Below are 24250 nucleotides of genomic sequence, written 5' to 3' on the forward strand. Positions count from 1 at the left end.
GTCTGACAACGGGGGTGATATTCTTCGCCAACATCTATCAGAGCATTCTGTCGATGGATGGTTCATGGGTGATGAATTCACTTTCTAATCTGACCGTCGACTGACGACGAGGGGCGATAATGGGCCACATCATAGTGACAGGTGCCGGTTCTGGTCTCGGCCGGGCGCTGACCATCGGACTGGTTGAGCGGGGCCATCAGGTCTCCATGATGGGGCGCCGTTATCAGCGACTGCAGGAGCAGGAACAACTGCTCGGCAGCGCGGTGATCGGCATCGCGGCCGATCTGGCGCACCATGAAGAGGTCGACGTTGCCTTCGCCGCTGCGGTGGAGTGGGGCGGGCAGCCCGACATGGTGATCCACTGCGCCGGGGTGGGCGAGTTTGGCCCGGTCGGTGTCTACACCGCCGAGCAGATCCGCCGGGTGGTGGAGAGCAATCTCATCTCCACCATTCTGGTGGCTCAGCAGACGGTGCGGCTTATCGGTGAGAAAGGTGGAGTGCTGGCCAATGTGCTCTCCTCCGCCGCTCAGGTGGGTAAGGCCAACGAGAGCCTCTACTGCGCCTCCAAATGGGGGATGCGCGGCTTTCTCGAATCCTTACGCGCCGAGCTGAAAGGCTCGCCGCTGCGGCTGGTCAACCTCTACCCGAGCGGGATCCGCAGCGAATTCTGGGACAACTCGGATCACGTGGACCCGAGTGGCTTCATGACCCCGGAAGATGCGGCGGCCTATATGCTCGATGCGCTGGAAGCCAGAAGCAGCTGCCACGTGACCGACCTCTTTATCGGTCGCAATCCCTGAGGCGAAGCCCGCCATCCGGTTGCCGTCGTCAGAACATACAGAAACAAAAAGCGCGCCAAATGGCGCGCTTTTTTATATCGGGAAGAGGGCGGAATTAACGGCCCAGCTTGGCCTTGAGCATGGCGATGATGTCGCTGATGGCCACTTCCTGCTTCTCGCCGGTGCGGCGGCACTTGTACTCCACCACGCCGTTGTCCAGACCGCGATCGCCGATGACGATGGCGTGCGGGATGCCCAGCAGCTCCATGTCGGCGAACATCACGCCCGGGCGCTCTTTACGGTCGTCGAACAGCACGTCCACACCGGCGGCTTTCAGCTCGGCGTAGAACTGTTGTGCCTGCTCGGCCACGCGCTCGGACTTGTGCATGTTCATCGGCACGATGGCCACTTCGAACGGGGCGATGGCGTCCGGCCAGATGATGCCGTACTGGTCGTTGTTCTGCTCGATGGCGGCAGCAACCAGACGGGAAACCCCGATACCGTAGCAACCCATCTCCATGGTGACGGACTTGCCAGCTTCGTTCAGCACGCTCGCCTTCATCGCTTCGGAGTACTTGGTACCCAGCTGGAAGATGTGGCCCACTTCAATACCGCGCTTGAGCAGCAGCTTGCCCTGGCCACACGGGCTCGGGTCGCCTTCTACCACGTTGCGCAGGTCGGCAACTTCATAGGTAGCGATGTCGCGATCCCAGTTGGCACCGGTCAGGTGGAAGCCGGTTTCGTTGGCGCCGCAGACGAAATCCGCCAAGTGGGCGGCGCTGCGATCGACGATGATGCGACCGGCAAAGCCGACCGGGCCGATGGAGCCTGCGTCGCAACCGGCGGCAGCTTTGATCTGCTCGTCGTTGGCGAAGGTCAGCGGGTTGGCCACGCCAGCCAGTTTCTCGGCCTTGATCTCGTTCAGCTCGTGGTCGCCACGCAGTACCAGCGCGATGACGGCCTGCTTGCCGTGCTCATCTTCCTCTGCCAGTACCAGCAGGGTCTTGGCGATGGCGGTCGGAGCCGCGTTCAGGAAGGCCGCCACTTCGTCGATGCTGTGGACGTTCGGGGTGGCAACCTTGGTCAGGGCTGCGGTGGCGGCAGCGCGCTCACCAGCCGGTGCCAGCGCTTCGGCCATCTCGATGTTGGCGGCGTAATCGGAGCTATCGGAGAAGGCGATCAAGTCTTCACCGCTCTCGGCCAGCACCTGGAATTCGTGGGAACCGGTACCACCGATGGAGCCGGTATCGGCCTGCACCGGACGGAAGTTCAGACCCATGCGGGTGAACGCCTTGCAGTAGGCGGCGTGCATCTTCTCGTAGGTATCGACCAGAGACTCTTTGTCGATGTGGAAGGAGTAAGCATCCTTCATCAGGAATTCGCGGCCGCGCATCACGCCGAAACGGGGGCGTACTTCGTCGCGGAACTTGGTCTGGATCTGGTAGAGGTTGAGCGGCAGCTGCTTGTAGCTGTTCACTTCGTAACGTACCAGCGCAGTGATCACCTCTTCGTGGGTCGGGCCCAGCACGAAGGGACGGTTGTGACGGTCGGTCAGACGGCACAGCTCGGGACCGTAGTCATCCCAGCGGCCGGACTCCTGCCACAGCTCGGCGGGTTGTACCACCGGCATGGAGACTTCGACGGCACCAGCATTGTTCATCTCTTCGCGAACAATGTTCTCGATTTTCTTCAGTACCCGCAGACCGGTTGGCAACCAGGCATACATGCCGGAGGCCAGTTTACGGATCATCCCGGCGCGCAGCATCAGCTGGTGGCTGACAACTTCAGCGTCGGAGGGGGTTTCCTTGAGAGTGGAAAGCAGATATTGGCTGGTACGCATCGCGGTAGACCTTAGCTAGAACGGGCGCGGGGCCCAGGATAATTTCAAGGGCGGAATTTTAACAGGCTGGGCGTTATGGCCCAAGGGCTAAATTTGCCGCAACCCGAAAGGTGGCCACGCCCGGCAGATGGCCAGGAGTAATGACCATTGCAACAAGCAGGCTTTTTATGCCTGCAATTTGGCCGGATCTCCGCTAAACTCTGCCACCTTTTCTCGATGGGCATGGCTCTGCCGCGTTCATCACCCCCCATTTTTAGTACTTTTGGAGCCGCTCATGCCGTTAGTGGGACATCAACACCAGATCGAGATCCTGGAACTGACCGACAAAGGAGATGGCAAAGGACGCCTGTTCGATCGCCCCCTGTTTGTCGAAGGTTTGCTGCCCGGTGAGCAGGCGCTGGTGGAGTTGACCGAGGTCAAGCCGAACTATCTGCACGGCAAGGTTGCCGAGCTGCTCCAACCTTCTGCAGATCGGGTTGCCGATTTCTGCCCCAACACCGAGTGCGGTGGCTGTCAGGTGCGCCCGCTGGCCTATCCGGCCCAGCTCAAGCTCAAGCAGGCACTGGTGCAGAGCGCACTGGAGCAGGCTGGGCTGGGTGATACTCCGGTCAAGGATATCCTTGGCATGGAAAGCCCGTTCGCCTATCGCAACAAGGCGCAATATGCGGTGCGTGGCTGCGATGCCGGTGCCGAGATTGGTTTTTATCGCAAGCACTCCCACGATCTCATTACCGCCGATGACTGTGCGGTGCAGGATCCGCTGCACGTCGAGCTCAACGCCCGGGTGCGCAACTGGATGCGCGCGCACGACATCGCCGCCTATGACGAAGTAAACCACAGCGGCTGCGTGCGCAACCTGATGACCCGCAAGGGCTTCAAGAGCGGCGAGCTGATGGTGGTGCTGGTCACTTTGGGCGAGGAGTTACCGTTCGAAGCCGAGCTGCTGGCAGCCCTGAGCGATCTGCCGGTCACCACCCTGGTGCAGAACATCAACGATGAGCGCACCAACCGCATTCTGGGCGCGACCAACCGGGTGCTGCTCGGCGAAGGGGTGATCCGCGACAAGATCCACGAACTCGAGTTCGAGATCTCGCCGCTCTCCTTCTTCCAGAACAACCCGACCCAGACCGATGTGCTCTACTCCAGCGCCCTCGAGTATGCCGAGCTGACCGGTAACGAGACTGTGTTCGACATCTATTGCGGTATCGGCACCATCTCCCTGTTCCTGGCTGGCAAGGCCGCCAAGGTGGTGGGGATCGAGTCGGTGGAGAGCGCCATCAGCGATGCCCGCCGCAACGCCGCCCTCAACGGCATCGAGCACACCGAATTCCACGTTGGCAAGGCCGAGCAGCTGATGCCCGAGCTGCACGCCCAAGGCGTGACCGCTGACGTGGTAGTGATGGACCCGCCCCGCAAAGGCTGTGACAAGGCGGTGCTGCAGACCCTGATCGCCATGGCGCCCCGTCGTCTGGTCTATGTCTCCTGCAACCCGCAGACTTTGGCCCGCGACCTTGCCTGGCTGGTCAAGCAGGGCTTCGTGCTGGACGAGGTGCAACCGGTCGATATGTTCCCGCACTCCATGCATGTCGAGGCTGTTGCTCGTCTGAGCTTGCCAGCGAACGTGTGAGTAGGCATGGGCGCGGAGCGATGGACATGTTCCCCCTCCACGCCATGCATGTGGAAGCGGTAGCACGCCTGAGCCTGCCAAGGCATAAGTCGCCTCCCGACTCTTGCCCATATAAAAAACGACGCCAACTGGCGTCGTTTTTTTCTATCTGATGCTCGCAGGTTGATGTGCTCAACCCTGCTTGCGCACCTCGGCGGCGATTTGGTCGAGCAGCTGTTGCCAGCCCTGACCCAGCTCGTTCACCAGCGCGTTGTAGCCATCGGCCGGCAGTACCCGCTCCTGACGGAAGGGAGCATCGCGCAGCACGGTGCCATCTTCCGCCAGCAGGCGCCAGCGACCGCTCAGCACGGCGCTGCCGTCATGACGGCCCTGAAAGCGCTCCACCAGAATAGTCAGCACCGGCCCCTTGCGGGCGCCATCCTGCCGTACCACCCAGCCCGGCAGGCGGGTGGAGAGGCCATTGAGGGTGAGCTGGTTGAGCTGATCGTCCAGCGCACCGGCCCAGCGATGGTACTCGGTGAAGTGCAGCTCTTGCCCTTCCAGCTGATAGACCAAACTGATCCGGTCGAGCTGGCTGGCCAGCGCCACCGGGCGCAGCACCAACTGGTGTTGCGGTTGGGCCGGGGCCGTCACGGGTTGCTGGTTGTCGCCATCGAGCGAGTAGTAGTGCAGGCTTGGCTGGCTGCTGCAACCCGCCAGCAGGCCCAGCAGGGCCAGCGTCAGGATCTCTTTTTTCATTGTTTGCCTCGCTTGGGCTCAGGGTCCGATGGATGCGCGCGATCGAAGATCAGCGAGCTGGGCTGCTCGTTGAGGGAGTGCACCAGCGGCTGCAGTTCGCGCATCAACTGATTGAGGGTCTGCACCGACTGGCGCAGGTCCTGATTGGTCTGCGACTGGGCATCATAGGCCTGCAAGGTCTCCTGCAACTGCTTGAGGCTCTCGTTGAGCGAGGCGGGCAGCTGCTGGGTGGAATCCTTGGCAGTGAGCTTGTTCAGGTTGGCGCTGACTGCACTGATGTTCTTCAGGGTGCCATCCAGGGTGGTGAGTGACCCGTTGACCTTGGTCAGGGTGGTCGCCATGTCCATGTCGACAAACTTGTCGAGGATGAGGTTTACCTTGCGCTCGATCTGATCCAACCCACCCTGCACGGTGGGGAAGACCTGATAACCGGCCAGCTTGGCCTGCTCGAAACGTGGCGCGTCCGGATAGAAGTTGAGATCGATGATCTTGCCGCCGGTCAGCAGGCTCGAGGTCTTGAGGCTGGCACGCAACCCCTCCTTGAACTGCTTGCCGAACAGGGCGCGCCATTGATCTTTCTCCGCCTTGGCATAGCGGTGGGAGAGGCGCTGTACCTCGATGCGAGCCAGCACCGGGATCTGGCGGCTCTTGAAGATCTGCACGCCCTTGTCCTCGATGAGGTAGGGGGCGGAGATGACGGTACCGACCCGAATGCCGCGATACTGCACCGCCGCGCCCGGGTGCAGGCCACCCACGTTGTCATCGAACAGGAAGACGTAGTCGATGAACTGATCCAGACTACCGGCCAGCACGCTCGCCTCATCCTGGAACAGGGTGAACCCTTCCATCTGTTTGACCGGCTCGCCAGGTGCCCAGCCGGGTGGCAGACCCATGGTGATGCCGCCATCGATCAGGCTCTCCAGCGAATCCATCTTCACCTTCATCCCCTCGCTGCTCATGGATACCTCAAAGCCCGGGGTCATCCAGAAGCGGGAGTTGCTGCTCACCAGAATGTCATAGGGGGCGTGGATGAAGATTTGATACTGCATCTCGCTCTTTTCCGGCAGGAACTTCGCCTCTTCCACCTGACCTATGGTGAAGCCCTGATAGTTGATGGGGGAGCCTTCCCCCAGCGCGCGGGTGTCGCGACTGCTGAGGGTGAGACGCAGCCCCTTGGCATCGAGGGAGGCGAGTGGCGGTTTATCGAGCATGGCGTATTCGTCCCGCGCCCGACCTTTCTTGCCGGGGGCGAGCTCGATATAGGCGCCGGAGAGCAGGGTGCTCAGACCCGATACCCCTTCACGGCCCACTCTGGGCTTGACCACCCAGAACTGGCTGTCACCGCGCAGCATGCCGGAGGCGGCATTGGTCAGCCGTCCTTTCAGCACCGCATGGCTGTAGTCATCGCTCAGCTCGACTGCCTCGATACGGCCGACGTCCACTTCGCGGGAGCGGATCACCGTCTTGCCAGCGACTATGCCCTCGGCAGTGGCGACTGTCAGGGTGAAGCTGGGGCCCTGGGAGTACCAGTGCTGGAACAGCATCCAGAGACCGATGAACAGCGCCAGCAGGGGCACCATCCAGATTGCGGCGGCAGAGCTCAGAAAGTCAGAGCCCGGTTTCCACCTTTTTTTACGCTCACTCACGTTCGCGTTCTCCTTGTTGTAAATCCCAGATCAGGCGGGAGTCGAAACTCATGGCGGCGACCATGGTGATCAGCACCACACCTGCAAATGCGACGGCCGCAGGGCCGGGATAGATGGTCATCAGATTGTCGAGCCGGATCAGGCCCGCCAGAATGGCCACCACGAAGACGTCGATCATCGACCAGCGTCCGACAAATTCGGTCATGCGATAGAGTTTGAGCTTGCCGAGGGGGGAGGTGACATTGCCGCGCTGCACCATATAGCAAAGCCAGAATAGCGCCAGTATTTTCACCAGTGGCACCACCACGCTGGCGAAAAAGATCACCGCAGCTATGGGGTAGGAGCCCATGGCCCAGAGCAGCACCACACCGCCGAGAATGGTGGAGGGGCTGTCATCACCGAGAAACACTGTATCCATGATGGGATAGACGTTGGCCGGAATGTAGAGAATGGCGGAGGTAAACAGCAGCGCCCAGGTACGGTTCAGGCCGCCCGGCTTGCGCGCATGCAGCTTGCCGCCGCAGCGGGAGCAGCTGTGGCTACCCACCTCGCTCAGAGCGCCACAGATGTGGCAGCCCACCAGACCTGATTCCAGCGCGCCCGCTTCCGGGTCGATATCCCGCGCCTCGGTCGGGCCGAACAGCCGCTGCCACAGCCACATCTGATCCAGTGAGGAGATCATCTTGATGAGCAGCACCGTGTAACCGACGAAAGCCCAGAATGACAGCCCCATCTTGATGTCGGCCATCCCCATCAGCTTGACCAGCGAGATGAGCACCCCCACCAGAAAGACATCCACCATCAGCCAAGGTTTGATCCGGCAGAGCAGACGGCCGAGGGAGCGCAGGGCATTGCTGTGCAGATCTTTATCGACCCGCCACAGCACCAGCATGATGGAGCCCATATAGACCAGCGGCAGGCCGATCAGGGTCAGGCTCAATACCGCGCCGAGAAACAGATAGCCCTCATCCACCAGGGTGGTGATGCTCTGCAAAAAGGTCATCTCCTGGCCCACCCCTTTGGCCGAGAAGGACATAAAGGTAAAGGCATTGGCGAGCACGAACATGATGAGTGCCGCGAACCCGTAGGAGATCGGCCGCAACTCCTGCTGTGGCAGGTGGCGACTCAGGGTGTGCCCACAACGGGGGCAGCAGCTGGCCTGTCCCACCTCGAGCGGTGTGGCCGGTATCAGCAGGTCACACTCTTCGCAGGCAGTGGCATCATGGACATAGGTGGTGTGGTGTTGGTGTGAAACCGGATGCAAGATAAAACCCCAGATAAGGCCCGTGGTAGAGCCAGAGCTGGCGATTATCGCAGTTGTGCTGGTCAGCGACCAGCCCCCGGAGGCCGCTATTGCTGGCGGGAGTGAGAATGACTTTGACAAGCCAGTGCCCATTTAGCACAATCAAACGCCACTTTTTTTCCGCGGGACAATAATTTATGACAACTGAATCCCCCAGCTACTCCACGATTGAGCAAGCCTTCTCCCTCGGGAACGGGCAAGATTCTGCCCTCAACTGGTTGCGCAAGAACCGCAGTCAGGTCGCTATTTTTCTGGTGAGCGGCATCAAGCTGGAAGGCACCATCAGCGGGTTCGACCAGTACAGCGTGCTGCTGACCGATGCTCATGGTAACCAGCAGCTGGTCTACAAGGCCAAGATCTCCACCATCGCCATGCACACCGGCCGTCCGCAGGTGAATATCCAGCGTGCTCGCAAGCCACGTGTCTCCATGGCGCCGCGTCCCCACGGTGCGCCGGGTCGTTATGACGACAATCAGGGCGGCGGCAACAACGAGTAATCGTCTGCCCCGCACTCCCCGTTGACGCGCCCTGCGTCAGCGGCTGACGGAACCTGCTCTCATTTTCATTCATGTCCCGTATGAGAGCCGGTTCCGGTTATCGCCCCTTGCAGGGCGATATTTTTTTCCGCACTATGCCGTTATGCCGACCGGTTTGCCCTCTTTGACCATGCAGGTCTGCATACCCGCCGCCTCTCCGGCCTGTACCCCGATTCCGGTATCTTCAAACACCAGACAGCCTGATGGCTCGACCCCCAGCTTGCTGGCGACCAGCAGGAAGGTGTCCGGATTGGGCTTGTGCAACTCCACATCGTCTGCGGTGACCACCACGGAGAAATAGCGATCCAGCCCGGTGTTGCGCAGCACAGCCTCGGCGTTGACGCGAGGCGAGCCGGTGCCGATCCCCATCGGGATGACGCCATGATAGCGCTCGACCAGCGCCTGCATGGCGGGAAAGACGGTCGCCTTGTGCAGGTTGGCAACATAGTGGGCGGTCTTGCAGCGGGTGACTTCGAGCGGATCGAGAGGGATCTGCTGCTCCTGTGCCACCAGCAGGGCTATCTTGCGGCTCGGCATGCCACCCAGCTCATAGAACCAGTCGGCATTGAAGTGAAAGCCAAACTCGCGGGCGGTATGTTCCCAAGCGGCGAGGTGCAGCGGCATGGAGTCGACCAGGGTGCCATCAAGGTCAAAGATCAGGCCTTGGAATCCGGAAAGCGTCATGGTGCGGGTCAGTCTCTGAAAAAAGGGAACCCATTCTAGCCAGTGGCTCCCCGCCTCGCCATCACCTAGCTGGTGAGAAACGCTTGCCCCCACATTTGTGACTGAAAATAGACGGGGGTGAGCTGGGCCGGATCGAGTTGATATTTGGGGGCAAGCTGTTCCAGCAGGGCCCAGTTACCCTGTTCATAGGTGCTGACCAGCTGAAACAGATGAAAGAGTGGCCCTTCGTGCAGTTCGATGGCGCGCTGCACGCTCTTGGGCAGGTGGGCCATCAGCGGTTCCGACAGCAGGGAGCCATCGAGCACCAGTCCCACCAGAAAGGCCCAGCTTGCCTCCGCTTTACCGAGGGCGGTGAGGGCAATCAACTCGCAGAAGCGGCCGCGGGCGATGGCCATGCGGGTGCAGGCCTCCGGCATGTGCTGGCTCACCCGGGCCAGACCGTTGATCAGTACGAACTTGCGGATCTCCTGCTCCCCCAGATAGGAGAGGGCGCGGGGCACCGAGGTGATGGGGGCGGCATGATCGAAGCCGGGGGCGTTGACGTAGGTGAGCAGCAGGCCGGGCAGCCAGGCATCCTGCTCCAGCAGGCGGGCTACCTGGGCGAAGGAGAACTCTTCGTGGCAGATGAGCTGAAGGATCTGCTGTACCAGCGCCATATCGGGTTGGTTGGCCCGTTGATTGACCAGCTCGGGACGGGCGAGAAAGCCGCCGGCAAAGAAGTCGACCCCGGCCTCCCGCAGCGGGAGAAAATCCGCCCAGGTTTCGATGTTCAGCGCCATCCGCTTGTGCTCGGTGGGCTGGCAGATCCCCTCTTCCCCCATCCAGTACACCAGCAGGCGGCTGGCGCCGAGCCAGCGTGGATCCCGGTTGGCGCCGCGCACCGCCAGTCTGCGCCGACTGTCGCGCCACTGCTCCAGCACCGGGAACGAGTTGGGCTGGCGTTCACTGGAGGCTTCAACCAGCGGGATCGCGTCCTGATCCAGCAGCAGGGGGCGCTGTTCATCGAGCTGTTCGTGGGTGAAGGGCACCAGATATTGACGCCCCTGCGCCAGCAGGCGGCAATGTTGCACCAGTGAAGGCCATTCGGCCGGTGAGCTGAGCTGATAGTCGATGCCGTAGGCCACCAGAGCCTGGCGACGATTGAAGATGGGGTAGCGACGCAACAGCATGGGATCACCGATAGGCCAGAGTGCGGGCCCTCCCTTGTGACTTGGCGTGGTAGAGCGCCTGGTCAGCCTGTTCGGTCAGGGTCTGCCATGCTCCGTCCAGGGAGGGAACCAGATAGCTAAAGCCTATGCTAACCGTAATGAAATCAGCAACCCGCGAGGCGGGATGGGGCATTTTTAAGCGGGCAAGACCATCGTGGATCCGCCCGGCCAGCTGTTCGGCCTCACCGGGTTGGGGGGCGCAGAGCAGAATGACGAACTCCTCCCCGCCGTAACGGGCGACCAGATTGGTACAGCGCCGCTCTGCATCCCGCAGCACATGGGCCACCTGTTGCAGGCAGAGATCCCCCTTGGCATGGCCGAAGTGGTCGTTGTAGGCCTTGAACTCGTCGACGTCGATCATCAATACCGCCAGCAGGTTCTGGGTGCGTCGTGCCCACTCCCACTCCCGCTGCATGGTGATGTCCCACTGGCGCCGGTTGGCGATGCCGGTGAGGGGATCTTCCAGCGACAGCAGGGAGAGGCGGTGATTGGCCTCCTCCAGCGCACGGTTGGTCTCGGCCAGTTGCATGGTGCGCTCGGCGACCCTGGCCTCCAGCTGGCGGTTGAGGGTTTCCAACTGCTCCTGAGTACGCTGGCGGATCAGCAGTTGTGACAGAATGGCGGCGTACTGTTTGAAGATCTCGCTCTGATAGGCCTTGAGCGGACGGTGCCAGAGCAGGTTGTCGGCGGCGATCCAGCCGATGGGGGTAGTACCATCCCATAGCGATACCATGGCGTTCCAGCCACGGCCCACCTGCTGCTTCTCGTAGTAGAGGGGGGTATCTTCCATCACCAGCACGTAGTCCTTGCGCCTGAGCGCCTCTTGCACCGTGGGGTGATCCGGAATGGGGCTGATGAAGTTGTGTTCATCCATCAGCTCGCCCTCTTCGCTGGTGCCCCAGGTGCCGCGCATGGTCTTGCCATCGGGTTCGATCAGGAAGATGGCGACCCGATCGAACTGCAGCTCCTTGCGGGCCAGCAGCACGGCATCCCGCAGCAGATCGTTCTCGCTGCGACTGCGGGAGAGGGTGACGCTGACCATGTGCAGCGCCTGCAACATGGTGAGGAAGGAGCCCTGCAGTGCCTGACTTTGTACCAGATCGGTCTGGGTATGGAGCCGCTGGTCCCGCTCCTGATTGACCTGGCTGGAGAGCAGGTGATTGCTGAGCTCGGCAGTCAGATAGTGGATAAGGAGCTGGATGCCCTGACGCTGGTGGGAGGAGAGGCGATCGATGCGGCGGCGGGTCTCCAGATAGATGACCCCTTCCAGTTTCATGTGACGCTTGAGAGGGAAACAGGCGCGTAGCTGAGGCTGGGCGGGCTCCACATTTTCGCCGGGATCCGGCGGTGCTTGGAGCTGCTCGATCACCAGTTGTCCCTTCTCCATCGCCTTGTCGATCAGGTGGTGGGGCAGGGTCAGTTGACCGAGATGGGCGAGATCAAGCGTGGTCAGCCCCTGATCGAGCTGAAAACTGTAGAGCTGCGGTTCGGGGGCTTTCAGCCAGAGGTAGAGGCGTTCGGCATCGGTCTTTTCACGGATGGTGGCGAGGCTCACTTCGCATAACTGAGCAAAGTTGGTGAAGTGTTCCGGGTCCCATTCCTGCATACCAATATCCCTTGGATTGTACCCAAGCGAGTATAGACATATTTCTCCTTGATTAATATGTCAGAAAGGAGAGGCAGCGCACATAACGGTTGCTTTCAGCCCTGCTGGTGGAGACATTCACTGCGTTCTCTGCCAATCGTGGATAGAACTGTGTGCCATAACGGTATATATGGCAGCTTGTAGGGCGGGATGCCGGGCAAAAAAGAGCCCGCACGATGGCGGGCTCTCGGCAGATCAGATGATTCTGCGTGGCTTATTCTGCCTTGGGGGCAGTCTCAGCGGGCGTTTCACTGCTATCGGCTGGCGCACTCTCGGCCGCCGGGGCTTCCGGTGCCGGGCCCGGCACCAACTCCACCGCCGGCTTGGCGATAAGGGAGCGGGTCTCTTCCACCGCTTCGGTCAGCTTCACCTCGATGATCTGGCCGAGCTCGTAGACCACCTCGGTCTTGTCCAGATAGACGCGGCCGTTGTCCCAGTTGCACTCCAGGCGATCCTTGTTGTCGAGAATATGGCGGGCAGGCAGGAAGACCACAGCGCCGTTCTCCTGCAGACGCAGCTTGAGACCGGCACGCATCACGTCGATGATCTCGGCGTTGAATACCTGATCGGTGCCAGCCGCGGCTTTCAGGTAGCGAACATAGAGCCAGTCGCCGATGTCACGCTCCACCATGCGGTGCAGGCGGCGGCAGGCGGTCAGATGCTCGGTGAGCTCGGTGCTCGGGCGCTCACCCGGGGTCTTGCCGGCGATGACCGCTTTGAGCAGACGATGGTTGACCATGTCGCCGTATTTACGGATCGGGGAGGTCCAGGTGGCGTAGGCATCCAGACCCAGACCGTAATGGGCGCCCGGTTCGGAGGACATCAGCGCATAGCTCTGGAAGCGGCGGATCTTGCCATCCAGCCAGCGGGTGTCGAGGTTGTCGATCCAGCGGCGCAGGGCGCAGAAGCCGGAGAGGCTGGCGATCTCGTCGCGCTCGAACGGGGCTTCGGCACTCTTCAGCAGGTCGATGGCGCCGTCGAGGGACTCTTCGTCAAAGCCGGTGTGAACGTTGAAGATGCCGTAACCGACGCTCTTGCCCAGCACGCGACCGGCGCAGATGTTGGCGGCGATCATCGACTCTTCCACCATGCGGTTGGCGATGCGGCGCGGCTCGACGTGGATGGCCAGCACTTCGCCATTCTCGCCCAGCTCGAAGTCGTAGTCGGGACGATCCGGGAATACCAGCGCATGCTCGGTGCGCCACTTGATGCGCGCTTCGGTCATCGCCTTCATCAGCGGCAGCTGGGCCAGCACGCCGGCGTCGATGGCCAGCTCTTTGCCGTGCTCCGCCCAGTCGGAGACGTCGTCATAGTTGAGACGGGCGTGGGAGCAGATGCGAGCGGCGAAGAACTCGGTCTCCTCCAGCAGCAGACCGTCTTCGGCGATGAGCAGACGGGCACACAGAGTGTTGCGCTCCTCACCCTCTTTCAGGGAGCAGAGCTCGTCGGAGAGGGTGCGCGGGATCATCGGCACGTTGCGGCCCGGCATGTAGACGGTAAAGGCGCGCTGGGCGGCCTCTTTGTCCAGCTCGCTCCCTTCGGCCACATAGGCGGTCGGGTCGGCGATGGCGACCAGCAGCTCCCAGCCGTTGTCCAGCTTGGTGATGGCCAGCGCATCGTCCATGTCCTTGGTCTTGGCACCGTCGATGGTGAAGAAGGGCACCTTGGTCAGGTCACGACGGGGCAGTTCTTCCTCTTCGATCACCTTCCACTCCGGCAAATCAGCCGGCTCGACCTGGGCCAGATTGTGGCGCGCCAGCACCACCCACCAGGGCACATTGTGATCTTCCTGGGCGGCGATCTTCTGGATAATCTCGGCAGAGAAGTTGCCGTCGACCAGCGCATGGCGCTTGAGGGTTGCCACCACCCAGTCACCTTCCTTGAACTCTTTCTCATCCAGGCCCTTCTTGACGCGGGCCTTGATGGCATCCTTGATCAGCGGGTGGTCGGCGACCACGTTGAGGCGGTCGCGGAACATCTTGACCCGGGCCACGAAGCGGGTGACGGACTGCTCCAGCAGGGTATCCGGCTCGGCCACTTCCTTCTCTTTTTCGGTGCGGATCAGGGCGGTCACCCGGTCACCGTGCATCACCTTCTTCATGTAGGGAGGCGGCACGAAATAGCTGGTCTTCTCATCGACTTCCAGAAAGCCGAAGCCCCGGTCCGAGGCGCGGATAACACCCTCTTTCTTCGGGATGTTTTCGCGAATTTGTTGCTTGAGCTGGGCCAGCAGCGGATTGTCTTGGAACATAAGTGAGGAACCTGAAGTGAAAACCTGGGTGGAGACCTGATGAAGGATCGCCCAGCACTATACGTTTTTAGCCCTGCAAAGCCAAGGTGAATGGCCTGCTCAGCGTGGTTTCAACTGCGATCTGGCATGGTCGATGAGGCGTTGGGAGAGCTGCTTGTGAACCCCTTTTTCCAGTACCCAGCGGTGCCAGTAGAGGCGTTCCGTCAGGATGTGGTCGGGACTGAGGTTGAGCAGTGACCCGCCTGAGAGCTGGCCTCTTATCTGCAATTCGGGAATGAGACAGTAGGCCAACCCCTGCTCGGCCATGGCGACGAAGGCCTCTGACGAGTGGACCGTATGGCAGGGGTAACCGCCTGGCTCCAGCCCGAAGTGTTCTCTCATAAAGCTCACATGCATGTCATCGCGCTGATCGAACGCCACCGCCGGTGCCTTGGCCAGCGCCTCACGGGTCAGGCCGCGAGGGAAGTGGCGGGCAACGAAGGCGGGGCTGGCGGTAAGCAGATAGTTCATCTCACCGAGCTCATCGACGCAGCAACCCGCCAGCGGTTGGGGATGCAGGCTGACCGCGCCAAAGGCCTGACCCTCGCGGACCTTGTCGAGGGTACGGCTCTCGTCATCGACCAGCAGGTTGAGTTCGATGGGGTGCTGTTTCAACAAGGGGGCTATGGCGGGCAAAAACCAAGTGGCCAGGCTGTCGGCGTTCACTGCGATGCTGATCCGGATTGGCCCTTGCGGCTGGTCGGGGGTCAGCTCCCCCGCCAGTTCGAGCTCAAGCTGATGTACTTGCCGATAGTGGGCCAGCAGCTTCTGGCCGAGCGCGGTGGCCTGCAGCGGCTGGCTACGAATAAGCAGCGGCTCGGCAAACTGTTGCTCCAGCTGCTTGATCCGCTGGGAGATGGCCGACTGGGTGATATGGAGCGACTTGGCCGCCCGATCGAAGTTCTGTTCCTGCAGTACCGCATCCAGTGCCCGCAGCAGTTTGTAGTCCAGCTCTTTCATCTTCTCTCCCTTCCGTTGCCCAAGGGCTGACTCTACGTCACTCGGCAGGGGACAACAATGGGCGGTGGAAGGGGCGTTGCGCTGTGATTTTTGACAGTAGTGGTCAGGCCATTGAGGGAGGATACTCTCTGGTGCCGCATGGGGTAGCCCTGCGCAGATCGTAGCGACATCTTTATCCCGGGTCTGTTTTCCCGGGATTTTTTATGAGTGAACTGCCAGCACCGGTGACGGTTGCTGCAGTGGATAATGGCTGGTTTGATAATGGCCCAGCAGAGGTTGGGAGACCGCCTGCGCGAAGCGCTCATCCAGATGGAAGCGGATGCCAACGCCCCTTACCGCCCCCAGATCGACCGCCTGACGATGACCGAGCCGCTCGATGGGCAGGCCAAGTCGGCGGAAGATGCGCTCCACCGGCAGGCTGACGACGGCGACCAGCTCCCGGATCCCGTGGGCATGGGCGAAGGCATAGACCTCGCGGAAGATGACGCAAGTGAGTTCGCTGACGCCATTGCTCATGCGCGGTGCGCGCTGGGCATCGATAGCCAGACGGGTGAGTTCCCAGACATCGGGAGTGCGTGGCGCGCTTTCACCGGCAAGGGCGGTGGGGAAGATGGTGGGCAGCATATAGGCATCGGCACAGTTGAGCAGACGAATACAGCCACACAGCCCTTGTTCGTCCTCGATCAGAACCCAATGGGTGTCTGGCGTGTCGAAGCTGTCACGCTCTAGGCCCCGATGAGACTCGACATCCCAGCCTAGCCGGTCGGAAAAGACGCGATTTCGAAAGCGATAGAGTTCATTCTCCACCTCGTTTCGTGGATGTTCTCTCAATTTTCCTTTAAAAACCAACATTATGGACCCTCTATCTTGCTATTCGCCGTTATAATCACATGTCTGGCCAAGGGGGCTTTCATATGAACAGAGACCAACTGCTTGAGTACCTAGAACATTTCACTTCGGTGACGGACGGCAATCGTCTGGCCGAACTGATCGGTCGCTTTACGCTCGGGATGGGCTATGACTACTATCGCTTCGCCCTGATCCTGCCGATGTCGATGCAAAGGCCCAAGGTGGTGCTGTTCAACCAGTGTCCCGATTCCTGGGTGCAGGCCTATACCGAAAACAACATGCTGGCGTGCGATCCGGTGATCCGGCTGGCACGCAAGCAGACGCTGCCCATTTACTGGAACCGCCTCGATGAGCGGGCCAGTTTTCTGCAGGAGGGAACCATGGACGTGATGGGGTTGGCAGCCGAGTTCGGGTTGCGTAACGGCATCTCCTTCCCTCTGCACGGTGCTGCCGGGGAGAACGGTATTCTCTCCTTCATCACCTCCGAGCGGGCCTCGAGCGACCTGCTGCTGGAGTCCTCGCCGATCCTCTCCTGGATGTCCAATTACATCTTCGAGGCGGCCATTCGGGTGGTGCGTTTCAGCATGATGGACAGTGCGGGTAAAGACCCCTTGACCGAGCGCGAGACCGAGTGCCTGTTCTGGGCAAGTGAAGGGAAGACCTCTAGCGAGATCGCCTGCATCCTCGGGATCACGGAGCGCACGGTCAATTACCATCTCAATCAGGTCACCCGCAAAACCGGCTCAATGAACCGCTATCAGGCCATTGCCAAAGGGGTTAGTACGGGGCTGTTGCTACCCAATCTGGAGCAAGTCGTGGTTACCAACTTCCCCAGATTGCTGCAGTAGGCTGAGCCCACAGGCGCAACAGATTCTCCTGCCGCACTCTGAGGGTCACAATTGTCAGATCCGGTAATTGACAAGGGCTGGAACAGCGGCTGGGTATGCCGGTTTTTATTAGCAAAATGAATCAATCAGTAAATCAATGAATTTCTAAGAAGGAACCGCCATCGCTATAGTGCCGCTCATTCATCATTTCGAACGGTACTCTCCATGATGCTCGCAACGACACTACAAGGCTTCACCATCGGTCTGGCCATGATCATCCCCATCGGCGCCCAGAATGCCTTTGTGCTGAGCCGGGGCATCCATCGCAATCACCATCTGTTGACGGCCACGCTCTGCAGCCTCTGCGATCTCACCCTGATTGCTATCGGCGTATTTGGCGGAGCCAATGTGCTGGCCACCAGCCCCCTCGGCATGGCACTGCTCACCTGGGGGGGCGTACTGTTTCTCGGCTGGTTTGGTGGCCGTTCCCTGCTCAGTGCTTGGCGTGGCAAAGGGGAGGGGCTTGCCGAGTCTGCTCAGCAGATGGGTGCCAAAAGCGTGCTGGCGATGACGCTGGGTGTTACGCTGCTCAATCCTCACGTCTATCTCGATACTTTGATGCTGCTCGGCTCCCTTGGCAGTCAGGTGAACGAGTCCCTGCGTCCGGCCTTTGCTGCGGGGGCCATGCTGGCCTCGTTGGTGTGGTTCTACTCGCTGGCGCTGGGTGCTGCGGCACTGGCGCCCTGGTTGGCCCGCAGCCGTGTGCAGCAGGGGATCGATCTGCTGGTTGGCATCATCATGCTGAGCCTGGCTGTTCAACTGGCCATAGGACGTTGAGGAAGTTAAGGCGGCAGGAATGAGCGACCGGTAATAAAAAGATGCCACTCATATGAGTGGCATCCTTGCTATTACAGGGGGCTCAGACTCTGAACTGAGAGAGCAGGCGCTGCTGCAGCAGGCTGGCCTGATGGAGCGAGGAGGCGAGCTGCAGACACTCCTGCGCCTCCTGTTCGCCAGTTCTGGCTTGCAGACTGATGCCGGAGACCTTGTCAGAGGAGTGGCTCAGGGTGTGTGACAGTTGACCTGTGGCTACGGCGACCTGCTGCACCATGTCGGCCAGCTGGTCGATGGCGCCTTCCACCTTGAACAGGATCTGCTTGGTATTCTCGGAGTCCTGCATGCCGGACTCCACCGTCTTGAGGTTGCGCTGCATCATCAGATAGGCGGTTTCGGTCTGCTGCTGGATGCTGCTGATCACCTGGCTGATCTCGGCGCTTGATGTCGCCGTGCGATTGGCCAGGGTGCGCACCTCGTCCGCAACCACCGCAAAGCCACGCCCCATCTCCCCCGCGCGGGCCGCTTCGATGGCCGCATTGAGGGCAAGCAGGTTGGTCTGCTCCGAGATGCCACTGATGGTGGAGATGATCTGGCCAATCTGACCCGCCTGCTCCTTGAGTGAGTTGATGGCGATGGCACACTCGCTCACCTCCTGTACCACCCGCTGCATGCCCGCGCTGGCGGATGCGACATACTGGCTACTCTCGGTGGTCAGCTGGCGCACCTCATTGGCATTGTGGGCCGCCATGCTGCAGTTGTCCGAGATACCTGTGGCGACCTGCACCATCTGTTCACTGTCGTGGTGCAGGGCCAGCGCATGTTCGGCGGTCTGGCGGCTGCTCTGGCTGATTGCCTCCACCCGGTTGACCGAGGTGTGAACGTGTTCGCTGATGTGCTGGTTGTTGTCCATGGTGGAGCTGATCATCTTCTGCAATTTCTCGATGAAACGATCCACGCTGTTGGCCAGCGAGCCTATCTCGTCATCCCGTTGCAGGTTGATGCGGGCGTTGAGGTCTCCCTCGCCGGCGGCGATATCCTGCATTCGTTTGTCCACTTGCAGCAGCGGGGTTACCAGTTTGCGGGTCAGCCAGAAGCCGCAGAGGGTGACCATGATCAGGCTCAGCACAGGCCACCCAGCAGCAGGGTTCGGGTCTGGCTGATGATGCCGTTGAGCTGGGCCACCTGATCCTCGACGGTGGCATCGCCGCTCTCCTCGATGGCAACCAGCTGTTGTCGCAGCTCATCGGCACTGACCTCATAGACGGACTGCTGGGCCTGATAGCTGCCGAGCGCATCGACCCACTGTCCCATCAGTTGCTGATGCCGGGCCAACAGGGCGCGATACTCTGCCGACAGTGTTTTGCCGGCAAATTCGCCGGTTCCCTCGATATCGAACAGCCCGGTGCCGAGCATGCTGTCGATCGCTTCGTGGTAGAAATCGGTCGCCTCTTTCAACTCGACCTTGATCGCCTCTGTGACTCCTTGTCTGCGCATCTTCTCCAGCGCATAGAGTTGGCGCAAAAAGCCTATGTTGGATTCCATCCCCCCGTCGGCCGCCTCCCAACGGGTGGAGAGGCCGCTGTTCCAGCTGATGGTCTGGTCGGGGGATTGGGTCAGCGCCTCGACCGCGCCATCGCCGATCACCTCCAGCTGGGTCGAGAGGCGGGCCATCAGATCGGCATTGTGATGCAGTGCCTGATCCACCTCGGTATAGGCGTGATAGAGCGCCAGCAGCTTCTCTTGTTGCTGTTGATAGTCCTGCTTGTGCTGTTCCATGGTGGCAAGGGCCGCACCATCAATGAGCTGCCCCTGGCTGACCCGGGCCAGCGCGTCATCGGTCGCCGCCTTGGCAGCATCGAGTTCGGCGCGATTGAGCGGGGTTCCGTTTTGCATCTTCTGAATCTGTAGCTGTTGGTTGCCCAGCTCTATGGAGCCCTCCATGGCGCCGTCGGCGGTCTGCCAGGCGGCGCCCAGGACATAGGAGAGCAGATTGGCTAGCCGCTGGCTGCCATACCAGCCAACGACCCCCATGCCCAGCGTACAGCCGAGCAATATGGCAAGACCCAGATTGGAGGTGGTAACAATTTTCATGTGATGGCCTTCCTTGGTATCGACATTGGCACCAGTTTCGGTTCCGAACGGGTTTAGTGTAGTGGTTTATCCCCCGCTCGGGGGCCGGTGCGGCGCTGAAACATCCCGTGCACTGGCTGCACCCGATCAAGCATGGTGGAAAATTGGATAAAAAGCCTCTCTGACCACAAGGGTGTTGCTGCCCTATGCTGGATACTTATCCAGTTATTCTTTATGCTATGAGCCAATTTACGAATAGTTGTATTGGTGAGGAGAGAGCCGTGATTGGTCGCTTGAGAGGCATTGTCATTGAAAAGCAGCCCCCCGAGGTCCTGCTGGAAGTGGGCGGGGTTGGCTATGAGGTGCAGATGCCGATGAGCTGCTTCTATGATTTGCCGGAGATCGGCAAGGAAGCGACCATCCATACTCACTTCGTGGTGCGGGAAGATGCCCAGCTGCTCTATGGTTTTAACCACAAACAGGAGCGGGCGCTGTTCCGCGAGCTGATCAAGACCAACGGAGTCGGCCCCAAGCTGGCGCTGGCTATTCTCTCCGGCATGACAGCTACCCAGTTTGTGCTGAGTGTCGAACGTGAAGAGATAAGCTCTTTAGTCAAACTGCCGGGAGTCGGCAAGAAGACCGCCGAGCGGCTGGTGGTGGAGATGAAGGATCGCCTCAAGGGCTGGGTCAGTCACGACCTCTTCTCCCCGGCCATGGTCACCTTGCCAGCCAGTGAGCCCGAATTGCGGGCACCTGATGTGACCGAAGAGGCGGCCAGTGCGCTGGTGGCCCTAGGTTACAAGCCGCAGCAGGCGAGTCAGATTGTCAGCAAGATCGCCAAAGAGGGGATGTCGGTGGAAGATATCATCCGTGAATCCCTGCGTAGCCTGGTATGAGGTAGTTGATGATTGAAGCAGACCGCCTCATCTCGGCCAGTGCCGCCCGTGAGGATGACATTATTGACCGGGCTATCCGCCCCAAGAAGCTGGCTGACTACACCGGTCAGGATACCGTCTGCGAACAGATGGAGATCTTTATCGAAGCGGCCCGCCAGCGGGGTGAAGCGCTCGATCACCTGTTGATCTTCGGCCCGCCGGGTCTGGGCAAGACTACCCTCGCCAACATCGTCGCCAACGAGATGGGGGTCAATATCAAGACCACCTCCGGCCCGGTGCTGGAGAAAGCGGGGGATCTGGCGGCGCTGCTCACCAACCTCGAACCGAACGATGTGCTGTTCATCGACGAGATCCATCGCCTCAGCCCAGTGGTGGAGGAGGTGCTCTATCCGGCGATGGAGGATTACCAGCTCGACATCATGATCGGGGAGGGACCCGCAGCTCGCTCCATCAAGCTGGATCTGCCTCCCTTCACCCTGATTGGCGCCACCACTCGGGCAGGTTCACTGACCAGCCCGCTGCGGGATCGCTTCGGTATCGTCCAGCGGCTGGAGTTCTACAACGTCAAGGATCTGACCGATATCGTCTCCCGCAGCGCCCGTTGTCTGGGACTCGACATGACGGAAGATGGTGCCATTGAGGTCGCCCGTCGCTCTCGCGGCACGCCGCGGATTGCTAACCGTTTGTTAAGGCGGGTGCGCGACTTTGCCCAGGTGAAATCCGATGGCCGGATCGACGGCCCCATTGCTGCCCGCGCCATGGACATGCTGGATGTCGATAATGAAGGCTTCGACTTCATGGACCGCAAGTTATTGTTGGCTGTGATAGACAAGTTTATGGGGGGCCCGGTGGGTCTCGATAATCTGGCCGCCGCGATCGGGGAAGAGAAAGATACTATCGAAGATGTGCTGGAGCCTTATCTGATCCAGCAAGGGTATCTGCAACGTACACCCAGAGGACGGATTGCGACCACACGAGCCTACGCTCATTTCGGTCTTCAGCGACCAGATGAGAAGTAAAAACAGTCGTTTGAACATGAAACCGCCGTCAAAGGCGGTTTTTTATTATCCGGGCAAAAAAAAGCCCACGGCGGATGCGGTGGGCAAAGACAATTCAGGATGGATGTTCACAGACAGTGAGTGCGTCTGGACACAGACCGGAAAATAAACAGGTGAGCCGTCGCGAGCTCTCAGAGTCGGTTCAGTTGATAGAGCTGAACAAAGGAAAGCTTGTAGTAACGGATGGTTTTAGCAACAAACTTTTTCATCTTCGATTCCAATAGACAGGTTCAAATTGATCGTCGAATACGTACCGTGAACCCGGATTAACCGGCCTGTATCCAAGGGTATGCCCTCACTGCGAGGCGCATTGTAGGAGTTCGAATCGACCCCGGCAAACAAGAAAAATTGCACTCTTCAAATTAGTTTATCTAATGTCTTTATTGATGAAATTGGTTCGCATGAGTATGCATTCTTTGCAATTTTAAATTGAGTTTTCGAATCAGATTGCCTGACTCGGATAACATGGAAAAAGGCGCGTCATTCACGCTTTTCAAATTAAACCGAGCAGCGGGATGTTAAATTCTTAAATTGATTTAAATCAATGTTTTACGCTTTATCGTGTTTTGTGATCTGGCTCGCGTCAATAATCGTGAAATAGATTAAAAATGCCTTTCAAAGCCATGTATGGCGGGTCCTTTTACATTGATTTCAATCAAATAAAGGTGATATAAAAACCCGGTCATCATGGGCGAGAATAAATTTAGGCTGATTGTTTTGGAATTGTTAAACATTAGCTTTATTTGTGTTCTCGTATTGCCTTGTTGTTAATGCCAGTGGTTACTGAACGCGTTTTGTTGTGACACGTCCCAATAAGGCTCATTCGCTAACCTCCAACGGAAGCTTTGTGCTTAAAACTTAAAATAGCCGTGCCAATAATCGGTGAGGAAACATCATGATTGCTGAGCATGTGGTAGACCTATCGCGGTTCCAGTTCGCTGCGACGGCCCTTTATCACTTTTTGTTTGTACCCCTGACGCTGGGAATGGCCTTTCTCCTGGCGATCATGGAATCCGTCTATGTGATGACCAACAACACCATCTACCGGGACATGACCAAATTCTGGGGTAAGTTGTTTGGTATCAACTTTGCCTTGGGGGTCACCACAGGTCTGGCCATGGAGTTCCAGTTCGGTACGAACTGGGCTTACTACTCCCATTATGTCGGCGATATCTTCGGTGCCCCGCTGGCTATCGAAGGGCTGATGGCCTTCTTCCTGGAGTCCACCTTCGTCGGTATGTTCTTCTTTGGTTGGGATCGTCTGAGCAAGCATCAGCATCTGGCTGCCACCTGGTTGATGGCGCTGGGTACCAACCTCTCCGCCCTCTGGATACTGGTCGCCAACGGCTGGATGCAGAACCCGGTCGGTGCAGAGTTCAACTTCGAATCCATGCGGATGGAGATGATGAGCTTCGCTGACGTGGTGCTCAACCCGGTTGCTCAGGTCAAGTTCGTCCACACTGTGGCGGCTGGTTATACCTGTGGCGCCATGTTTGTGCTGGGTATCTCCTCCTACTACCTGCTGAAGAATCGTGATGTGGCGTTCGCCCGTCGCTCCTTCGCCATTGCCGCCGCGTTCGGTATGGCTTCCATCGTGTCCGTTCTGATCCTCGGTGATGAATCCGGTTACGAGACCGGTGAAGTGCAGAAGGTGAAACTGGCCGCTATCGAAGCTGAGTGGGAGACTGAACCTGCTCCGGCCGCCTTTACCCTGTTCGGTATTCCGAATCAGGAAGAGATGCGCACCGACTACGCCATCAAGATCCCCTATGCGCTGGGCATTATTGCGACCCGTTCTCTGGACGGTCAGGTCACCGGTCTTAAAGATCTGAAGAGCGAGCACGAACTGCGCGTTCGTAACGGTATGACCGCTTACGACCTGCTGACCAAGCTGCAATCCGGTGACAAGTCTGACGAGACCCGCGCTCGCTTCGACGAAGTGAAACAGGATCTGGGCTACGGTCTGCTGCTCAAGCGCTACACCAGCAACGTGACCGATGCTACCGACGAGCAGATCAAGGCCGCAGTGGATGACTCCATCCCGCAGGTACTGCCGCTGTTCTTCGCCTTCCGCATCATGGTTGCCGTCGGCATGCTGATGCTGGTGCTGATTGGTATGGCCTTCTATGACAGTGCCCGTCACCAGATCGGCAAGCGCAAGTGGCTGCTCAAGGGTCTGCTGTGGGGTATCCCGCTGCCGTGGATCGCTATTGAAGCTGGCTGGTTTGTCGCTGAGTATGGTCGCCAACCGTGGACTATTGCAGAGGTGTTGCCGACTTCCCTCTCTGCATCCAACCTGCCTGCAGCCGAGATCTGGTTCTCTCTGATCGGTATCTGCCTGTTCTATACCGTACTTCTGGTTATCGAGATGTACCTGATGTTCAAGTATGCCCGTCTTGGCCCCAGCAGCCTGAAGACTGGCAAGTATCACTTTGAACAGATCAAGGCATAAGGAGA

General features: G+C 59.5%; 18 protein-coding genes and 1 pseudogene. 8 read left to right on the forward strand and 11 right to left on the reverse strand.

Annotation, left to right across the window (positions count from 1 at the left end):
• The first annotated feature begins 119 nt into the window (after nt 1–119).
• Nucleotides 120–800 (forward strand): SDR family oxidoreductase, encoded by a 681-nt coding sequence (locus tag AB5Y71_RS18190; RefSeq protein WP_042052437.1) that lies wholly within the window; start codon nt 120–122, stop codon nt 798–800.
• Nucleotides 801–894: 94 nt separating this feature from the next.
• On the opposite strand, the gene AB5Y71_RS18195 is transcribed toward AB5Y71_RS18190, so the two are convergent.
• Nucleotides 895–2619: a proline--tRNA ligase gene (locus tag AB5Y71_RS18195; RefSeq protein ID WP_368172175.1), complete on the reverse strand. Its 1725-nt coding sequence runs from the start codon at nt 2617–2619 to the stop codon at nt 895–897.
• A gap of 274 nt (nt 2620–2893) precedes the next feature.
• On the opposite strand from AB5Y71_RS18195, the gene rlmD reads away from it, so the two are divergent.
• Nucleotides 2894–4246 carry a 23S rRNA (uracil(1939)-C(5))-methyltransferase RlmD gene (gene rlmD, locus AB5Y71_RS18200; RefSeq protein ID WP_368172176.1) on the forward strand — a complete coding sequence of 451 codons (1353 nt, stop codon included), beginning with the start codon at nt 2894–2896 and terminating at the stop codon, nt 4244–4246.
• A 171-nt stretch (nt 4247–4417) separates the two neighbouring features.
• On the opposite strand, the gene AB5Y71_RS18205 is transcribed toward rlmD, so the two are convergent.
• From AB5Y71_RS18205 to AB5Y71_RS18215, 3 genes are read right to left on the reverse strand one after another with little or no spacing between them, the layout of a single operon-like run.
• The gene (locus AB5Y71_RS18205; protein ID WP_139735563.1) at nt 4418–4984 is read right to left on the reverse strand and encodes a membrane integrity-associated transporter subunit PqiC; all 567 of its coding nucleotides are present in this window, start codon (nt 4982–4984) and stop codon (nt 4418–4420) included.
• The gene (gene pqiB / locus AB5Y71_RS18210; protein ID WP_005335774.1) at nt 4981–6630 is read right to left on the reverse strand and encodes an intermembrane transport protein PqiB; all 1650 of its coding nucleotides are present in this window, start codon (nt 6628–6630) and stop codon (nt 4981–4983) included. Before pqiB ends, AB5Y71_RS18205 begins: the two co-directional genes overlap by 4 nt.
• Nucleotides 6623–7894, reverse strand: a complete 1272-nt coding sequence (locus AB5Y71_RS18215) for a paraquat-inducible protein A (RefSeq protein WP_040066978.1) — start codon at nt 7892–7894, stop codon at nt 6623–6625. The genes pqiB and AB5Y71_RS18215 overlap by 8 nt, the downstream gene beginning before the upstream one ends.
• A gap of 176 nt (nt 7895–8070) precedes the next feature.
• Between AB5Y71_RS18215 and hfq the strand changes: the two genes are divergently transcribed.
• Nucleotides 8071–8430, forward strand: coding sequence for an RNA chaperone Hfq (gene hfq, locus AB5Y71_RS18220; RefSeq protein WP_005335772.1), 360 nt, complete (start codon nt 8071–8073; stop codon nt 8428–8430).
• A 132-nt stretch (nt 8431–8562) separates the two neighbouring features.
• Here hfq and AB5Y71_RS18225 read toward each other — a convergent pair whose 3' ends face one another.
• From AB5Y71_RS18225 to AB5Y71_RS18250, 6 genes are all read right to left on the reverse strand, one after another.
• The gene (locus tag AB5Y71_RS18225) at nt 8563–9153 is read right to left on the reverse strand and encodes an HAD family hydrolase (RefSeq protein ID WP_368172177.1); all 591 of its coding nucleotides are present in this window, start codon (nt 9151–9153) and stop codon (nt 8563–8565) included.
• A 65-nt stretch (nt 9154–9218) separates the two neighbouring features.
• Nucleotides 9219–10322 (reverse strand): EAL and HDOD domain-containing protein, encoded by a 1104-nt coding sequence (locus tag AB5Y71_RS18230; RefSeq protein WP_368172178.1) that lies wholly within the window; start codon nt 10320–10322, stop codon nt 9219–9221.
• A 4-nt stretch (nt 10323–10326) separates the two neighbouring features.
• Nucleotides 10327–11967, reverse strand: coding sequence for a sensor domain-containing diguanylate cyclase (locus AB5Y71_RS18235; protein ID WP_005354784.1), 1641 nt, complete (start codon nt 11965–11967; stop codon nt 10327–10329).
• A gap of 253 nt (nt 11968–12220) precedes the next feature.
• Nucleotides 12221–14257: an exoribonuclease II gene (locus AB5Y71_RS18240; protein WP_368172179.1), complete on the reverse strand. Its 2037-nt coding sequence runs from the start codon at nt 14255–14257 to the stop codon at nt 12221–12223.
• 99 nt (nt 14258–14356) lie between these two features.
• Entirely contained in the window at nt 14357–15256 is a 900-nt protein-coding gene (locus tag AB5Y71_RS18245) for a LysR family transcriptional regulator ArgP (protein WP_368172180.1), read from the reverse strand.
• A gap of 201 nt (nt 15257–15457) precedes the next feature.
• A complete protein-coding gene (locus AB5Y71_RS18250; protein WP_042081537.1) occupies nt 15458–16108 on the reverse strand; it encodes an acyl-homoserine-lactone synthase in 651 nt (216 codons plus the stop codon).
• Nucleotides 16109–16170: 62 nt separating this feature from the next.
• On the opposite strand from AB5Y71_RS18250, the gene AB5Y71_RS18255 reads away from it, so the two are divergent.
• Together AB5Y71_RS18255 and lysE are read left to right on the forward strand one after the other, a co-directional pair.
• Nucleotides 16171–16953, forward strand: coding sequence for a LuxR family transcriptional regulator (locus AB5Y71_RS18255; RefSeq protein ID WP_005335753.1), 783 nt, complete (start codon nt 16171–16173; stop codon nt 16951–16953).
• Nucleotides 16954–17160: 207 nt separating this feature from the next.
• Entirely contained in the window at nt 17161–17769 is a 609-nt protein-coding gene (gene lysE / locus AB5Y71_RS18260) for an L-lysine exporter (protein ID WP_368172182.1), read from the forward strand.
• A gap of 82 nt (nt 17770–17851) precedes the next feature.
• Here the strand turns inward: lysE and AB5Y71_RS18265 are convergent.
• A pseudogene (locus AB5Y71_RS18265) lies at nt 17852–19860 on the reverse strand (methyl-accepting chemotaxis protein).
• 260 nt (nt 19861–20120) lie between these two features.
• On the opposite strand from AB5Y71_RS18265, the gene ruvA reads away from it, so the two are divergent.
• The 3 genes from ruvA (at nt 20121) to AB5Y71_RS18280 (ending at nt 24245) form a co-directional block, all read left to right on the forward strand.
• A complete protein-coding gene (ruvA, locus tag AB5Y71_RS18270) occupies nt 20121–20735 on the forward strand; it encodes a Holliday junction branch migration protein RuvA (RefSeq protein WP_005335746.1) in 615 nt (204 codons plus the stop codon).
• Nucleotides 20736–20743: 8 nt separating this feature from the next.
• Nucleotides 20744–21754 (forward strand): Holliday junction branch migration DNA helicase RuvB, encoded by a 1011-nt coding sequence (gene ruvB, locus AB5Y71_RS18275; protein WP_005335744.1) that lies wholly within the window; start codon nt 20744–20746, stop codon nt 21752–21754.
• A gap of 934 nt (nt 21755–22688) precedes the next feature.
• Nucleotides 22689–24245, forward strand: coding sequence for a cytochrome ubiquinol oxidase subunit I (locus AB5Y71_RS18280; RefSeq protein WP_005335743.1), 1557 nt, complete (start codon nt 22689–22691; stop codon nt 24243–24245).
• The last annotated feature ends 5 nt before the right edge of the window (nt 24246–24250 follow it).

This window comes from Aeromonas sp. R9-2 (assembly GCF_040908025.1).
In the GTDB taxonomy this organism is placed as follows: domain Bacteria; phylum Pseudomonadota; class Gammaproteobacteria; order Enterobacterales; family Aeromonadaceae; genus Aeromonas; species Aeromonas veronii.

What these genes read in the sequence shown, in the direction of transcription:
- AB5Y71_RS18225 (WP_368172177.1), bottom strand. Translation starts at nt 9,153, where the DNA reads ATGACGCTTTCCGGATTCCAAGGCCTGATCTTTGACCTTGATGGCACC.
- AB5Y71_RS18205 (WP_139735563.1), bottom strand. Translation starts at nt 4,984, where the DNA reads ATGAAAAAAGAGATCCTGACGCTGGCCCTGCTGGGCCTGCTGGCGGGT.
- AB5Y71_RS18240 (WP_368172179.1), bottom strand. Translation starts at nt 14,257, where the DNA reads ATGTTCCAAGACAATCCGCTGCTGGCCCAGCTCAAGCAACAAATTCGC.
- AB5Y71_RS18255 (WP_005335753.1), top strand. Translation starts at nt 16,171, where the DNA reads ATGAACAGAGACCAACTGCTTGAGTACCTAGAACATTTCACTTCGGTG.
- AB5Y71_RS18190 (WP_042052437.1), top strand. Translation starts at nt 120, where the DNA reads ATGGGCCACATCATAGTGACAGGTGCCGGTTCTGGTCTCGGCCGGGCG.
- ruvB (WP_005335744.1), top strand. Translation starts at nt 20,744, where the DNA reads ATGATTGAAGCAGACCGCCTCATCTCGGCCAGTGCCGCCCGTGAGGAT.
- lysE (WP_368172182.1), top strand. Translation starts at nt 17,161, where the DNA reads ATGCTCGCAACGACACTACAAGGCTTCACCATCGGTCTGGCCATGATC.
- rlmD (WP_368172176.1), top strand. Translation starts at nt 2,894, where the DNA reads ATGCCGTTAGTGGGACATCAACACCAGATCGAGATCCTGGAACTGACC.
- AB5Y71_RS18235 (WP_005354784.1), bottom strand. Translation starts at nt 11,967, where the DNA reads ATGCAGGAATGGGACCCGGAACACTTCACCAACTTTGCTCAGTTATGC.
- AB5Y71_RS18280 (WP_005335743.1), top strand. Translation starts at nt 22,689, where the DNA reads ATGATTGCTGAGCATGTGGTAGACCTATCGCGGTTCCAGTTCGCTGCG.
- AB5Y71_RS18230 (WP_368172178.1), bottom strand. Translation starts at nt 10,322, where the DNA reads ATGCTGTTGCGTCGCTACCCCATCTTCAATCGTCGCCAGGCTCTGGTG.
- AB5Y71_RS18245 (WP_368172180.1), bottom strand. Translation starts at nt 15,256, where the DNA reads ATGAAAGAGCTGGACTACAAACTGCTGCGGGCACTGGATGCGGTACTG.
- AB5Y71_RS18250 (WP_042081537.1), bottom strand. Translation starts at nt 16,108, where the DNA reads ATGTTGGTTTTTAAAGGAAAATTGAGAGAACATCCACGAAACGAGGTG.
- AB5Y71_RS18195 (WP_368172175.1), bottom strand. Translation starts at nt 2,619, where the DNA reads ATGCGTACCAGCCAATATCTGCTTTCCACTCTCAAGGAAACCCCCTCC.
- hfq (WP_005335772.1), top strand. Translation starts at nt 8,071, where the DNA reads ATGACAACTGAATCCCCCAGCTACTCCACGATTGAGCAAGCCTTCTCC.